This window comes from Dactylosporangium cerinum (genome assembly GCF_042653625.1).
In the GTDB taxonomy this organism is placed as follows: domain Bacteria; phylum Actinomycetota; class Actinomycetes; order Mycobacteriales; family Micromonosporaceae; genus Dactylosporangium; species Dactylosporangium cerinum.
In genome coordinates this window covers 16,873-29,377 of sequence record NZ_JBHSIU010000097.1, presented here as the reverse complement: position 1 = coordinate 29,377, position 12,505 = coordinate 16,873, and the positions used below count along the sequence as shown (strand labels likewise).

At 70.4% G+C, this 12,505-nt stretch carries 14 protein-coding genes; 3 read left to right on the top strand and 11 right to left on the bottom strand.

All coding sequences use genetic code 11. The features are described 5' to 3' along the window. Nucleotides 1–4 precede the first annotated feature (4 nt). Both corA and ACFPIJ_RS51835 read right to left on the bottom strand, forming a co-directional pair. Nucleotides 5–1,093 carry a magnesium/cobalt transporter CorA gene (corA, locus tag ACFPIJ_RS51840; protein WP_380126918.1) on the bottom strand — a complete coding sequence of 363 codons (1,089 nt, stop codon included), beginning with the start codon at nucleotides 1,091–1,093 and terminating at the stop codon, nucleotides 5–7. A 69-nt stretch (nucleotides 1,094–1,162) separates the two neighbouring features. Further along, nucleotides 1,163–1,297: a hypothetical protein gene (locus tag ACFPIJ_RS51835; RefSeq protein ID WP_380126917.1), complete on the bottom strand. Its 135-nt coding sequence runs from the start codon at nucleotides 1,295–1,297 to the stop codon at nucleotides 1,163–1,165. A 177-nt stretch (nucleotides 1,298–1,474) separates the two neighbouring features. Between ACFPIJ_RS51835 and ACFPIJ_RS51830 the strand changes: the two genes are divergently transcribed. Then, nucleotides 1,475–3,436 carry an APC family permease gene (locus ACFPIJ_RS51830; protein ID WP_465252350.1) on the top strand — a complete coding sequence of 654 codons (1,962 nt, stop codon included), beginning with the start codon at nucleotides 1,475–1,477 and terminating at the stop codon, nucleotides 3,434–3,436. A 16-nt stretch (nucleotides 3,437–3,452) separates the two neighbouring features. Here the strand turns inward: ACFPIJ_RS51830 and ACFPIJ_RS51825 are convergent, their stop codons facing one another. From ACFPIJ_RS51825 to ACFPIJ_RS51815, 3 genes are read right to left on the bottom strand one after another with little or no spacing between them, the layout of a single operon-like run. After that, nucleotides 3,453–4,172: a cation efflux transmembrane domain-containing protein gene (locus tag ACFPIJ_RS51825; protein WP_380126914.1), complete on the bottom strand. Its 720-nt coding sequence runs from the start codon at nucleotides 4,170–4,172 to the stop codon at nucleotides 3,453–3,455. Next, the gene (locus tag ACFPIJ_RS51820; protein WP_380126913.1) at nucleotides 4,172–4,501 is read right to left on the bottom strand and encodes an ArsR/SmtB family transcription factor; all 330 of its coding nucleotides are present in this window, start codon (nucleotides 4,499–4,501) and stop codon (nucleotides 4,172–4,174) included. The genes ACFPIJ_RS51825 and ACFPIJ_RS51820 overlap by 1 nt, the downstream gene beginning before the upstream one ends. A gap of 47 nt (nucleotides 4,502–4,548) precedes the next feature. After that, nucleotides 4,549–5,379: an SDR family NAD(P)-dependent oxidoreductase gene (locus tag ACFPIJ_RS51815; RefSeq protein WP_380126912.1), complete on the bottom strand. Its 831-nt coding sequence runs from the start codon at nucleotides 5,377–5,379 to the stop codon at nucleotides 4,549–4,551. 501 nt (nucleotides 5,380–5,880) lie between these two features. Between ACFPIJ_RS51815 and ACFPIJ_RS51810 the strand changes: the two genes are divergently transcribed. Continuing rightward, nucleotides 5,881–6,237 carry an SAV_915 family protein gene (locus ACFPIJ_RS51810; RefSeq protein ID WP_380126911.1) on the top strand — a complete coding sequence of 119 codons (357 nt, stop codon included), beginning with the start codon at nucleotides 5,881–5,883 and terminating at the stop codon, nucleotides 6,235–6,237. A 73-nt stretch (nucleotides 6,238–6,310) separates the two neighbouring features. Here ACFPIJ_RS51810 and ACFPIJ_RS51805 read toward each other — a convergent pair whose 3' ends face one another. Both ACFPIJ_RS51805 and ACFPIJ_RS51800 read right to left on the bottom strand, forming a co-directional pair. After that, nucleotides 6,311–6,847, bottom strand: coding sequence for a hypothetical protein (locus ACFPIJ_RS51805; protein WP_380126910.1), 537 nt, complete (start codon nucleotides 6,845–6,847; stop codon nucleotides 6,311–6,313). Then, a complete protein-coding gene (locus tag ACFPIJ_RS51800) occupies nucleotides 6,840–7,478 on the bottom strand; it encodes a hypothetical protein (RefSeq protein ID WP_380126909.1) in 639 nt (212 codons plus the stop codon). Before ACFPIJ_RS51800 ends, ACFPIJ_RS51805 begins: the two co-directional genes overlap by 8 nt. A gap of 289 nt (nucleotides 7,479–7,767) precedes the next feature. Here ACFPIJ_RS51800 and ACFPIJ_RS51795 point away from each other — a divergent pair, with 289 nt between their 5' ends. Further along, nucleotides 7,768–8,262, top strand: coding sequence for a hypothetical protein (locus ACFPIJ_RS51795; RefSeq protein ID WP_380126908.1), 495 nt, complete (start codon nucleotides 7,768–7,770; stop codon nucleotides 8,260–8,262). Between the two features lie 15 nt (nucleotides 8,263–8,277). Here the strand turns inward: ACFPIJ_RS51795 and ACFPIJ_RS51790 are convergent, their stop codons facing one another. The 4 genes from ACFPIJ_RS51790 to ACFPIJ_RS51775 all read right to left on the bottom strand — a co-directional run bounded on the left by ACFPIJ_RS51790 (nucleotide 8,278) and on the right by ACFPIJ_RS51775 (nucleotide 12,392). Next, the gene (locus ACFPIJ_RS51790; protein WP_380126907.1) at nucleotides 8,278–9,843 is read right to left on the bottom strand and encodes a Na+/H+ antiporter; all 1,566 of its coding nucleotides are present in this window, start codon (nucleotides 9,841–9,843) and stop codon (nucleotides 8,278–8,280) included. A 134-nt stretch (nucleotides 9,844–9,977) separates the two neighbouring features. After that, the gene (gene kdpA / locus ACFPIJ_RS51785) at nucleotides 9,978–11,633 is read right to left on the bottom strand and encodes a potassium-transporting ATPase subunit KdpA (protein WP_380126906.1); all 1,656 of its coding nucleotides are present in this window, start codon (nucleotides 11,631–11,633) and stop codon (nucleotides 9,978–9,980) included. 96 nt (nucleotides 11,634–11,729) lie between these two features. Then, the gene (locus tag ACFPIJ_RS51780) at nucleotides 11,730–12,215 is read right to left on the bottom strand and encodes an FHA domain-containing protein (RefSeq protein WP_380126905.1); all 486 of its coding nucleotides are present in this window, start codon (nucleotides 12,213–12,215) and stop codon (nucleotides 11,730–11,732) included. Nucleotides 12,216–12,218: 3 nt separating this feature from the next. Then, on the bottom strand, nucleotides 12,219–12,392 hold the full coding sequence (locus ACFPIJ_RS51775; RefSeq protein WP_380126904.1) for a hypothetical protein: 174 nt from the start codon (nucleotides 12,390–12,392) through the stop codon (nucleotides 12,219–12,221). Between the last annotated feature and the right edge of the window lie 113 nt (nucleotides 12,393–12,505).

Below are 12,505 nucleotides of genomic sequence, written 5' to 3'. Positions count from 1 at the left end.
CGGGTCAGAGCCAGCCCGCTCGACGCAGGTACCGGTACAGCAGCACGGTGGTGATGAGCATGATGATGAGCAGGCCGGGGTAGCCGTAGCGCCACTCGAGCTCGGGCATGTACTTGAAGTTCATGCCGTAGATGCCGGCGAACGCGGTCTGCAGCGCCGCCATCGCCGCCCATGAGGCGATCTTTCGCATGTCGTTGTTCTGGTCGACGGTGACCTGGGCCAGGCGGGCCTGCAGCAGCGAGTTGAGCAGGTCGTCGTAGCCGGCGATGCGGTCCACGACCCGGTTGTTGTGGTCGTTGACGTCGCGGAAGTACCGGCGGATCTCCTTGGTCAGTTTGAGGGTGCGGTGGTCCAGGATCGTGGTCAGCGGCTGCTGCAGCGGCAGCACCGCGCCACGGAACTCCACCAGCTCCCGCTTGAGCTGGTAGATCTGCCCGATCGTGCTGCCGGCCTCGCGCCGCAGCACCTGGGTCTCGACGAAGTCCAGGTCCCGCTGGAACGCCGCGGCGATCTGCAGGTAGACGTCGACGACCCGGTCGCAGATCGCGTGGACGACCGCCCACGGGCCCTGCGTCAACAGATCCTGGTGAGCCTCCAGGTCGGCGCGGACCGCCTTGAGGCCACCGATGGATCCGTGACGGACGGTGACGACGAACTTCTCCCCGACGAACATCCGCACCGAGCCGGTCTCGACGACCTCGCTGGTCTCGGTGAGTTCGGTGTGCTCCACATAACTGGCGGCCCGCACGACGAGGAACATCGTGTCCTCGTACCGCTCCAGTTTCGGGCCCTGCTCATCGGACAGCGCGTCCTCGACCGCGAGGGGATGCAGGTCGAAGACCTCGGCGACCTCGGCCATCTCCGCCTCGGTCGGCTCGTGCAGCCCGATCCACACGAATGCGTCCGCGGTGGTCTGGGCCGCTTCGAGGAGTTCCTTCACGGTCCGTTCGCCGGGCTGCCGGATGCCGGCGCTGTACAGCGCGCAGTCGACCACCGCCGGGCCCTCGCGCGGCGGCGTCACCGCGGGTTGGGCCGCCGGGGTGGTGGACAGCAGGCGGATACTCGGCAGTTGCCATCCCTTGCGCTGCACCATGTGCTGACACCACCCTTCATCTCCGCGCGACTGCCGCGCGGCTGAGCAACAAGCATTGTGCGGCTGCGGTCAACCCCGGAGGGCGTCGGTGCCGAGGCCCGGCTGCGCCGCAATGAGCACGATGACGACGATGATCCAGGCGACGAACACCACGAGCAGCAGCAGGGGCAGCAATCGCCGGATCCGGCTCTTCTCCCTCGTCACCGCATACACCATCCCGCAATCCGATTCCGCCGTAGCACAGCGTAGCGACCCGCGGGCCCGAACCGCTCGATCCATCCGTCTCCTTCGGCCGCCGGCCCGGATCTTGTCGCGTTCTTAACGCCCGCCGGCACACCCGCCGGTGCGAGCCGGGTGAGGATGGTCTCGGCAACGTGGACGGTGAAGGGAACAGCAGTGGGGCAGCCGGCACAACAGCAGACCACCCGGCGCCGGCTCCGGCGGTGGCTGCTGACGGACCTCAATGCCGAGCAGTCCGGCGGCCCGCACGCCAAACCGGGCACCGCGCACCAGCGGCCGTGGTGGCAGGTGATGTGCCTCACCGGCCTGGACTACTTCTCCACCCTGGGCTATCAGCCGGGCATCGCCGCCCTCGCCGCCGGCGCCGTCTCACCCCTCGCGACCCTGATCCTGGTGCTGCTGACGCTGCTCGGCGCGTTGCCGGTGTACCGGCGGGTGGCCCGGGAGAGCCCGCACGGGCAGGGCTCCATCGCCATGCTGGAGCGGATCCTGCCCCGCTGGACCGGCAAGCTGTTCGTCCTGGCACTGCTGGGCTTCGCCGCCACCGACTTCATCATCACGATCACCCTGTCCGCTGCCGACGCCACCGCGCACGTGCTGGAAAACCCGTACGTGCCCGAGGCCTTGCACGGCGAGCAGGTCGTCGTGACCCTGATCCTGATCGCGCTGCTCGGCAGCGTGTTCCTCCGCGGGTTCAAGGAGGCCATCGGGATCGCCGTCGGGATCGTCGTGGTGTACCTGGCCCTCAATGCGGTCGTCGTCGCGGTGGCGCTGCAGCACGTCGCGGCGCACCCGCACGTGGTCGCCGACTGGCGGGCGCTGCTCAGCTCCGAGCATCCCGACCTGTTCGGCATCGCCCTCGTCGCCCTGCTGGTCTTCCCGAAGCTCGCGCTCGGCCTGTCCGGGTTCGAGACCGGCGTCGCGGTAATGCCGCTGATCAAGGGAGACCCCGGCGACGACCCGCAGGAGCCACGCGGGCGGATCCGGGGCGCGCACCGGCTCCTGACCACCGCCGCCGTGATCATGAGCGTGTTCCTGGTGGCCAGCAGCTTCGTCACCACGCTGCTCATCCCGCAACCGGAGTTCGAGGAGGGCGGCAAGGCCTACGGCCGGGCGCTGGCCTACCTGGCCCATTCCTACCTGGGCAACGGCTTCGGCACGGTGTACGACATCAGCACCGTGCTCATCCTGTGGTTCGCCGGCGCGTCGGCGATGGCCGGGCTGCTGAACCTGGTGCCGCAGTACCTCCCGCGCTACGGCATGGCGCCGAAGTGGACCCGGGCGGTGCGCCCGCTGGTCGTCGTGTTCACCCTGACGGCGTTCCTGATCACGGTCATCTTCGCGGCGGACGTGAACGCGCAGGGCGGTGCCTACGCCACCGGCGTGCTGGTCCTGATCACCTCCGCCGCGGTCGCGGTCACGATGTCGGCCCGCCGCCGTGGTCACCGCAAGACGACGATCGCGTTCGCCGTCGTCACGGTCGTCTTCGCGTACACCACCGTGGACAACGTCATCGAACGGCCGGACGGCGTCAAGATCGCCTCGCTGTTCATCCTCGCCATCGTGGCCACCTCGCTGCTGTCACGCATCCTGCGCGTCACCGAGCTGCGGGTCACCGAGGTCCGCCTCGACCCGCTCGCGCAACGCTTCGTCGACGAGGCCGCCGAGTCCGGCGAGATCCGCATCATCGCCAACGAACCCGACGCCCGCGACGAGGCCGAATACCGGGACAAGGAGTTCGAGCAGCGCAAGCACAACCACATCCCGGCCCGGTCCTGGCCGCTGTTCCTCGAGGTCACCGTCGCCGACCCGTCCGACTTCGAGGCGGCGCTGCACGTGACCGGCGAGGAACGGCACGGCTACCGCATCCTGAAGATGAACAGTCCCACCATCGCCAACGCGATCGCCGCGCTGCTGCTGCACCTGCGCGACGACACCGGCGACCTGCCGCACATCTACTTCAACTGGACCGAGGGCAACCCCGTCGTGTACCTGCTGCGGTACCTCTTCCTCGGCGACGGCGAGATCGCGCCCGTCACCCGCGAGGTCCTGCGGGAGGCGGAGCGCGACCCGGAGCGCCGCCCTCTGGTCCACGTCGGCTGAGCCATTGCCGGCGTAGCTACATGCTCTCCTGCGGTCCGCAGCAGCCGTCGGTGCACGCACCTGCATTCGATTGAACCGGGCCGGGCCGGAGTGCGGCGGCGGGACTGCAGCACGCGTCGCCGCGCCACGCCTCCCGCCCTTCCTTGACGGCAACGGCCGCGATCACCAGTGCCGCCAGCGGATCGGCCCACCACCATCCGAACAGCGAGTTGACGGCCAGCCCGACCAGCAGCACCGCGGACAGGTACGTGCACAGCAGGGTCTGCTTGGAGTCGGCCACCGCGGACGCCGAACCCAGTTCACGCCCGGCCCGTCGCTGCGCGGCCGACAGCACCGGCATCACCGCGAGGGACACCGCCGCCAATGCCAGCCCGATTGTGGAGTGCCCCGCCCGGTCCGCGCCGACCAGCGCCCGGACCGACTCGACTCCGACGTATGCGGCCAGCGCGAAGAACGACACCGCGATGATCCGCAACGCGGTCCGCTCGCGACGCTCGTGGTCCGGGCCGGAGAACTGCCACGCCACCGCGGCCGCCGAGGACACCTCGATGATCGAGTCGAGACCGAATCCGATCAGCGCCGTCGACGACGCCATGGTGCCGGCGGTCAGCGCGATGGCCGCTTCGACGACGTTGTAGGTGATCGTGGCGGCGACGAACAGCCGCACCCGCCGCGTCAGCACCGCCCGCCGGGCGGGCGACGGTCCGATCGGTGTCAGCGACAGCGGAACGGCCATCAGCAGCACCCTTCGGTGGCCGCGGCCGGGCAGGCGGCCGGATCCACGGCCAGCACCAGGCCCAGCAGGTCGCCCAACGCGTGTCCGAGCCGGGCGTCGGCGAGCTCGTAGCGGGTGCGCCGGCCCTCCGGCACGGCCACCACCAGACCGCAGCCGCGCAGGCACGCCAGGTGGTTGGACAGATTCTGCCGGCTGGTGCCCAGCGTCTCCGCGAGCTCGGCCGGATACCCGGGGCCGTCCCGCAGCGCCAGCAGCAGTTTGGCCCGGACCGGATCGGACAGTGCGTGACCGAATCTGGCCAGCACCTGCCCGTGCGTCAAGGTCTCCACGACCCAACTGTACAGCGTGCGCTGTATTCAGCAACCGATGAACTGAACTATGCGGCCTGCGCGACCGCGAACCGGTCCTGACCGATGATCCGCACGCTCAGTTTCCACAGCCGCCGGACAGCGTCGGGATTGTCCACCAGTGCAGCCGCAGCGGCCGGGACGTCCCCGTCGTAGTACGCGCCGTTCACCACGTCGAACCCGGGCCAACTCAACCGGGTGAGCAGGACCGCGGCCTCTCCCACGGCGCCGCCGACCCAGCTGTAGACGGGCAGCAGGGCCGTGTCGACGACGCCGGGATGCATGCTGATCGCGGTGACGCCGACCTGGTCACGTGCCATCGCCCGCGCGAACATGCTCAACGCGAGCTTGGACTGTGCGTACGCGGCGACCGGCGAGTAGAACCGCGTCCGTTGCGGGTCGCCCCAGTCGATGTTGGCACTGCGATGCAGGGCCGAGGAGACCGCGACGACACGTCCCCGGGGTGCGGCGCGCAGCGGCGCCATCAGCAACCGGGTGAGCAGGTACGGCGCCAGGTAGTTGACCTGGAACGACAGTTCGTTGCCGTCCTCGGTCACGGCGCGGCCCTGCGGGCCTACGACAGCCGCGTTGAGCACGAGCGTGTCGATTCGGTCGTGCCTGGCACACAACTCACGGGCCATGGCCGTCACATCACTCAGGCGGGTGAAGTCGGCCGATACGGTGTGCAGGCCGGCCGGGTCGGCGCCGTCGGCGACCAGCCGCGCAGCGGCGTCGTCGGCGTCGGACGCCGTCCTGCCGTGCACGACGACCTGGGCCCCTTCGACCAGTCGGCGCGCGGTGGCGTGTCCGATGCCGCTGGTCGCGCCGGTGATGACGACGGTGGGTAGGGAAAAGGGCATGACTGCTCCATGGGTGCTCGGGTGGTGCGGGTGGATGACGGCTGGCGGGGAGCGCGACGACGGGCGTGCACGGACCGGGACACGTGGACCCGTCGCGGTCGTCTTCACCGTCGGTGGAACGTCAGCGCACCGGCCGGACGGACCGGGTGAACCGGCAGGCACGGACGCGGTCGGACGCGTTGTGCCCCGTACATGGGGGCCGGTCTTCATGCCGGTGACCGGGGTGAGCGGCGATCGGCGTGCGCAGGGTCGGCATCGGCCGTCCCGTCCGCGCCTGAGGACGCGCTACGCCGGCGAGCTCCACGCAGGCATTCAACCGACCCCGAGGATGCCGCGTCCAGAGGTGCGGCGCCGTCTTGACGAAGTTACTACGGCCGGTCGGACCGGCTCTGATCACGTTGAACGCCCGGGAGTCAGGAAAACGTATGCGTTGGCGCGGCGGCGTAAAGATCCCATAGGTGCACGGTCAGCGGAGGTCCGGTTCGGCCTAGCATCGGGATCGTGGACATACCGCATCAGCACTATTTTGTTCCGGTCGGTGTGGCGGTCGACGCCGCCGACACGTTGGTGATTCGGACTGGTTGCCGGCCTCGGGGAGCACGGGTGGGTATCGCCTTCACCGGCCCCGATCGCCTGGTGGCCGCGATGGGCCCGCGGCAGCAGTGGACGCGCCTGTCAGAGTCGGCGTTGCGGGAGATGCTCCGTCCACTGGGCATCGACGACATCCAGGTGGATCCGATCCTGGTCGGGCCGAGGATCACGCCCGCATCGGCACGGTTGTCGCGCCGCGAGCGAGTTCCGGGCGGCGCCGTCGGCGAGCCGGCCAGTGGCGACCGGGCGACGGCGATGAGCGGGTGACTGCCCCGGGCGCGGTGATGGCGGACAGGACGCCGCGATGTCTGACGGATGACGCGTGGCGGCGGGTGCTGGTTCATCCGCTCGTGCCCGGGCGGCCGGGCGGCAGGAACCCGCGACGGCGCGCTTCCTTGATCCAGCGATGCGCGGTCGTCATGGGGATGTCATGAGACGCCGCGAGGTCGGCGACCGGATGCGTCGATTGCTGCGCGAGGCCGCGGTAGACCGCGGCGACGTGCTGGTAGAAGGTGTCGGGTCGGCCACGGATGCGCCTGACGCCGGGAGGCAGAGATCGAGCTGAGCGACGCCGTCGATCCGTTGACTGCGTGCCGGGGTCGCCGGCCAGGGATTCCTGGCCGGCGACCGTCTCCTGCCGCGGAAGGCTCGAGTCAGCGGCCTGAGCATTGGCGGCGGCTTCGATGCGGCCGACCGGGATGGCGCGCAGCAACGCAGCGGTCGGAGCACCGTCGACCAGCAAACCGTCGAGCACCCATCGCCCGTTGGACGTCAGCTTCAACCGGACCAGGATCGTCGCACCGAGCGGCGGTTCCTGCCACCACAGGTACCAGTCCCGGCTGGCCGCGGCGAGCCGGCCTGTCACCCGGTCAGCCACCCTGCACCGTGGGACGCCGCCGATCGTCAGGCGCTGCCCGGCACAGCAGTTCCCGGGTCTCCGTGGCAAGGTCAGCGGTCCCCAGCAACAGCCAGTGCGGCAACTGCACGACATGGCGCCGCGCAAGCTGGCTGAACCGGATGTGGGGCACGTGACCCGTCCGGTCGCGTATCTCGAGCAGTAGGGCGGCGAGCGCGCGGGCCGGCTCGGAGGTGGCGACGTGCAGCGCCTGCCGATCGCCCCGCAGGTGGCTGGTGACATCAATTGCGGAGTGGCTGCCCGCCGGGGTCCGTCCAGGGATCCGCGGGCGACGGGCAACCTCGACGGGCAGGCAGTCGCGGGTGTCCAGCGCAAGGCCCTGCCCGATGAGCACTAGGTCGGGCGGGTCGGTGAGTGCGGCGATACGCCGGGACGCCTCCGCGTCGAGCTCGACGGACGGCAGCGGCATCGCCAACGTCCGCCGGACGCGAAGGATCATTGCCGCCGACACCGCAGCACCGGCGGCCGACACGACGAGCAGGATGCACCATCTGGTCACGGTTGCGTTCGGACCGGTGCGGGTGGCCGCAGCGGTCGCCGCGAAGCCGAGCAGCGACATGACAGCCACGAACGTCGGGATGACCCACCTCATCGACCGCTTCCGTTGTCCTCGACGCGGCCGGCACCGCGCACGCCCCCTCCAGTGCAGCGCGGCTGTCACCGGGCGGCCAGTGCCCTTGATGAAATCAATATGCGCGGCGCGATCGGGACACCAAGGTCGGGCGTATTGGTTTCGTCAAGGGCACTGGTCGAGTCGGCCGGCAGGGGCTGTGATCGAAGTGGCGGCCGGCGGTCGTTCGGCTGCCGCCTCGTGAAGGGCGATGACAGCGATGCGACGGAATCCCTCGTCCTCCGGCGGACGACTGCGTACACCGACCGGGATGAGCGTGGCCGGCGGCTGCGCGGCGGTCGTGGGTGCCGCCGTGGCCGCCGCGGCGCTGTTCCCCGACGGCGACCCGCCGGGACGGGTGCTCGTGCTGGCGGTCGCCGTCGGGATCTACGCGGCCAAGGTCAGGGATCCGTGGGCCATCCTGAGCGTGACCGGCATCGCGATGCTCACCTTCATCGGATTTCTCGTCAACGACTTCGGCGAGCTCACCCTGCGCAACGACACCTGGCCCTATCTGCTCCCGATCGGGTTCGCGGCCCTGCTCGGGTGGGGGCAGCACTGGATGCGCGCGGCACCGCCTCGCGGCGGGCACCCCGACGGCGAGGACCGGGACCTTCCGCAGCCGGACCCGGACACCAGCACCCCGGCGACCGGCGACACCCGGCGCCCTGCTGTGCAGCACCCGCGGCGGACCGTGACGGCGAGGATCCGCCGACGGGCGAACCCGATCGGACGGCCCGCCAAGGTGCCCGAGCACACCGGCTGATCCGCGGGTCGGCGGTCAGACCTCCTCGCCGTACCGGGCATCCTCGAGGTCGAGGTGACGCTCGAGCCGGCGGCGGGTCGACTCGCTGGCCTCGCCGGCGGAGTGCAGCCGTTCCAGTTCGGCGCGTTGCACGAGGACCACGGCCCGGCGTAGCTGCCGGTAGTCCGCATCCAGCGTCCCGGCCGGACTGGACGTCTCCCGCGCCAGGTCCAGCCGCGTCTGCAGGCTGCGCTGCACCCGCTCGGCCACCACCGGGGCCACCGCCTCCAGCTCCAGCTGCGTCTCGACGTGGTCGATGCCGGCTTCGGCCAGCCGCACCCGGACCCTGGTCAGTTCGGCACGCTCGTCCTCCGGCGCGATCGCCAGGCCGGTCCACCGCACCAGCGGCGCGAGGGTGAAACCCTGCACCACCAGCGAGATGACGATGACCGCGGCGGCGAGGACCTGCACAAGGTCGCGGAACGGCACCGGCGCCCCGGCATCGTCGACGAGCGGGATCGACAGCGCGGCCGCGAGCGGCACCACACCCCGCGCGCCGGCCCAGGACAGCACGGCCGGCACCCGCCACGCCGCGCTCCACGACCCGCCGCTGCCGTGCCGCCAGTGCCGCAACGCCGCGAGGGGGAACACCCAGGCGATCCGGGCCACCAGCAGCGTCGCGGTGATCGCCAGCGCGGCCGGCAGCCACGACTGCCCCTCGACGGACAGCCGCCGGACCAGATCTGGCAGCGCCAGCCCGATGAGCCCGAACACGACGCTCTCCAGCACGAACACGACGGTGCCCTGCACCGCGACGACCTGCAGCCGGGTCACCGGCGCCGACAGCCGCGGAGCGAGGATCCCCAGGATCACGCCGGCGACCACGACAGCCGTGACGCCGGACGCGTGGACACTTTCCGCCAGCACGTATGCCCCAAACGGCGTCACCATGGTGGTCACGGTCTCCAGCACCGGATCCTCGGTCCGGCTCCGGATGAACCCGATCACGGCGGCGACCAGGACACCTGCCAGGACACCACCACCGGCCAGGACGGCGAACTGCCCCGCGACGCCGCCCGCGCTCAACGACCCACCGGCCACCGCGGCGAGCACGGCGATCCGGAACAGGATAAGGCTGGTGGCGTCGTTGAACAGGCTTTCCGCCTGCACCAGGGCCTGCATCCGCGGCGGCAGTGCCAGCCGCCGGCCCAGCGCGGTCACCGCCACCGGGTCGGTGCTGGCCAGCACCGCACCGAGCAGGAACGCCATGCTCAACGGCAGCGGCGTGACCAGCATCGCCACCGCACCGACCGCTCCCGCCGAGGCGAGCACCAGCCCGACCGCGAGCACGAGCACCGGGCGCCACACCCGACGCAGGTCCCGCCAGGACAGCTCCTCACCCGCGGCGAACAGCAGTGGCGGCAGCACCACCAGATTGATCACCTCGGGGGTGACCTGGACCGCCGGCACCCACGGGAGCAGGCCGACCACGATGCCGGCAACCACCAGCAGCGAGGGCGGCGGCACCCGCAACCGTTGCGCGAACGTGGCGATCACCGTCGCCACGACAATCAACGCCAGGACAATCTGCACATCTTGCACGCCGGCCTCCGCCATCGAAGACAACTGCCGACCAGACTTCCCGGCGCACCGCCGAATACCGTATCCCGATCCTGCCGGCGGGGGGGAACTGAAATTCGCGCCGGGTGGCAGCCGGCCTGCCACCCGTGACGGGCCTACTGCAGTGCTTCGGCGAGCGGGCCGAGGGCGAGGACGAGGACGAAGTCGAGGGCGGTGAACACCACGACGCTCACCGTGACCAGTCCGACGAACAGCGGCTTGTGTGTCGGCAGCGTGCCGTTCGTGACCACCCCGCGGCGCTGCCCGGCGAGGCTGCCCGCCAAGGCCAGCACGAAGATCATCGGCAGGTACCGGCCGGCGAGCATGACGATCGCCAGCGCGACGTTGCCGAAGTCCGTGTTGCCGGTGAACCCGCCGAAGGCGCTGCCGTTGCTGTTGGTGCTGCTGGTGAACGCGTAGGCGACCTCGGACAGGCCGTGGGCGCCCGGGTTGCCGATGCCGGCGCGCCCGGCCGGCAATGCCATCGCCAGGGCGGTGCCGACGAGGATGAGCGCCGGGGTGGTCAGCACGTACAGGCTGACCAGCTTGATCTCCCTGGCCTGGATGCTCTTGCGCAGGAACTCCGGGGTGCGGCCGACCAGCAGCCCGCCGAGAAACACCGCGAGCAGGGCCAGCATCAGCAGCCCGTACAGCCCGCTACCCGCGCCGCCGGGGCTGACCTCGCCGAGCATGATGGTGGCCATCAGCATGCCACCGCCGATACTGGTGAAACTGTCATAGCTCGAGTTCGCCGCGCCGTCGGCGCTGCCGGTCGCCGCGACCCCGAACAGTGCGCTGCCCGCGACCCCGAACCTGGTCTCCGTGCCTTCGACGGCCGCACCGACCGCGGCGGGCACCGTGTTGTGCGGCACCGTCTGCGCGGCGGCGGTGACGGCGAAGGCGCCGACGAACAGGACACCGGCGACCGCCAGCAGCGCCCACCCCTGCCGCCGGTCGCCGACCATCCGTCCGTAGGCGCGGATGAACGCGGTGGGCAGCAGCAACATGAGCACGATCTCGATGAGGTTCGTCAGCGCCGTCGGGTTCTCGAACGGGTGGGCGCTGTTGGCGTTGAAGATGCCGCCGCCGTCGCCGGACAGGAGCTTGATGGACTCCCACGAGGCGACCGGGCCACCGAGGATGCTCTGCTGCCCCCCGCTCATCGTGGGGTACGTCTGCCCACCGGACAGGTTCTGCACCACGCCCAGGACGATGAGCACGACCGCGGACACAGCAGCGAGGGGCAGCAGGACTCGCACGGCGCTGCGGACCAGGTCGACCCAGAAGTTGCCGAGCTGGTCGGTGCGTTGCCGGACCAGCCCGCGGATCAGGGCCACGCCGGCGGCCAGACCGACGGCGGCGCTGGCGAACGCCTGGGTGCCCAGACCCACGGCCAGCGCCAGATGCCCGAGGGTGGCCTCACCAGGGTAGTTCTGCCAGCTGGTGTTGGTGGTGAAGCTCACCGCGGTGTTGAACGCAAGCGGCGCCGGCATGCCAGTGTGGCCGAGGTGGAGCGGCAGGTACGCCTGCAACCGCAGGACGGCGTACAGGCCGAGCACGCCGACCGCGGAGAACGACAGCAGGGAACGCGCGTAGAACGTCCACCGCTGCTCGGCGTCCGGATCGACACCGCAACATCGGTACAGCCACCGCTCGACCCGCCAGTGCTGTTCGGCGGTGCACACCCGAGCCAGGTAGTTCCCCAGCGGAACGTGCAAGGCCACCACCACCGCAAGCACGAATGCCGCCTGAACCCAACCCGCTGCACTCATGGCAACGCTGCTCTCTCTCTGAAGCTGCGACGATCACGTGCACTCACGACGGCCCACTCCGGATACCGGTTTGGAGCCTGCTCCGCGCCCACGGGTTCAACCGACATCGACGGTCTCTGCTCGCAGTGTGATGGTCGTCCACACGCCGACATGGATTCGGGTGCCGTGACCGACCGGGATGAGCACGTCGACCGGGACAGGGGTGTACACGTCGTTGACGGCAGTCCCGCCGAGAGATCCTGGCTCCAGCAGCGTCCAGCCATCGGGGCCGGCCTGGAGCAGCGCGTGCAACCTGGAAACACCCGGATCGCCCGACCAGCCGCCGAGATCGATCTCAGGTCGGGGCCGGAGGGTATCGCCCCGCCAGCCGATCCAGGCCTGCGTTCCGGTCAGCACGAAACGGCGAGCGGGACAGTGCACGGGGAACGGCGCCCTGGGCGACCTGAGACCCGTCGCCGCATAGAACTTTCGGTCAGGTACGGCCGTGGCCGTCCACCGCAGGACGCGCGATGCCGTGAATCCGTCGCGGCCGCCGGGGCGGTGGCCGAAGGCGACGTCGGCTGAAGTCGGCCCGGGCAGCATGTGTCAGTCCCCGCGGTGGTGGTAGGACGCCCGCGGCACGCCGGTGCCGATCAGCGACGGCCGCCACAGCAGCTGCGGGCAGTGCAGGTCTGGCATCGGGGTAAGGTCTGCCTGGCGGACGAACACCAACGCTCGCAACGGATCAGGGTTGCTGTCTCCGAGGTCGTACGTGCTCATGCAGTCCACGCTGGCACCGCAGATCGGGCGCGCCAAGACGTCCATATGCAATCCATATATGGAGGCTCAGGGCTGGAATCGGTAGCCCATACCGGATTCGGTGAGCATCGGGG

Bases quoted from the DNA above. Each gene is read 5' to 3' on its own strand.
- ACFPIJ_RS51825 (WP_380126914.1), bottom strand. From the start codon at position 4,172: ATGGCCGTTCCGCTGTCGCTGACACCGATCGGACCGTCGCCCGCCCGG.
- ACFPIJ_RS51800 (WP_380126909.1), bottom strand. From the start codon at position 7,478: ATGAGGTGGGTCATCCCGACGTTCGTGGCTGTCATGTCGCTGCTCGGC.
- ACFPIJ_RS51780 (WP_380126905.1), bottom strand. From the start codon at position 12,215: ATGCTGCCCGGGCCGACTTCAGCCGACGTCGCCTTCGGCCACCGCCCC.
- ACFPIJ_RS51795 (WP_380126908.1), top strand. From the start codon at position 7,768: ATGAGCGTGGCCGGCGGCTGCGCGGCGGTCGTGGGTGCCGCCGTGGCC.
- ACFPIJ_RS51775 (WP_380126904.1), bottom strand. From the start codon at position 12,392: ATGAGCACGTACGACCTCGGAGACAGCAACCCTGATCCGTTGCGAGCG.
- corA (WP_380126918.1), bottom strand. From the start codon at position 1,093: ATGGTGCAGCGCAAGGGATGGCAACTGCCGAGTATCCGCCTGCTGTCC.
- kdpA (WP_380126906.1), bottom strand. From the start codon at position 11,633: ATGAGTGCAGCGGGTTGGGTTCAGGCGGCATTCGTGCTTGCGGTGGTG.
- ACFPIJ_RS51815 (WP_380126912.1), bottom strand. From the start codon at position 5,379: ATGCCCTTTTCCCTACCCACCGTCGTCATCACCGGCGCGACCAGCGGC.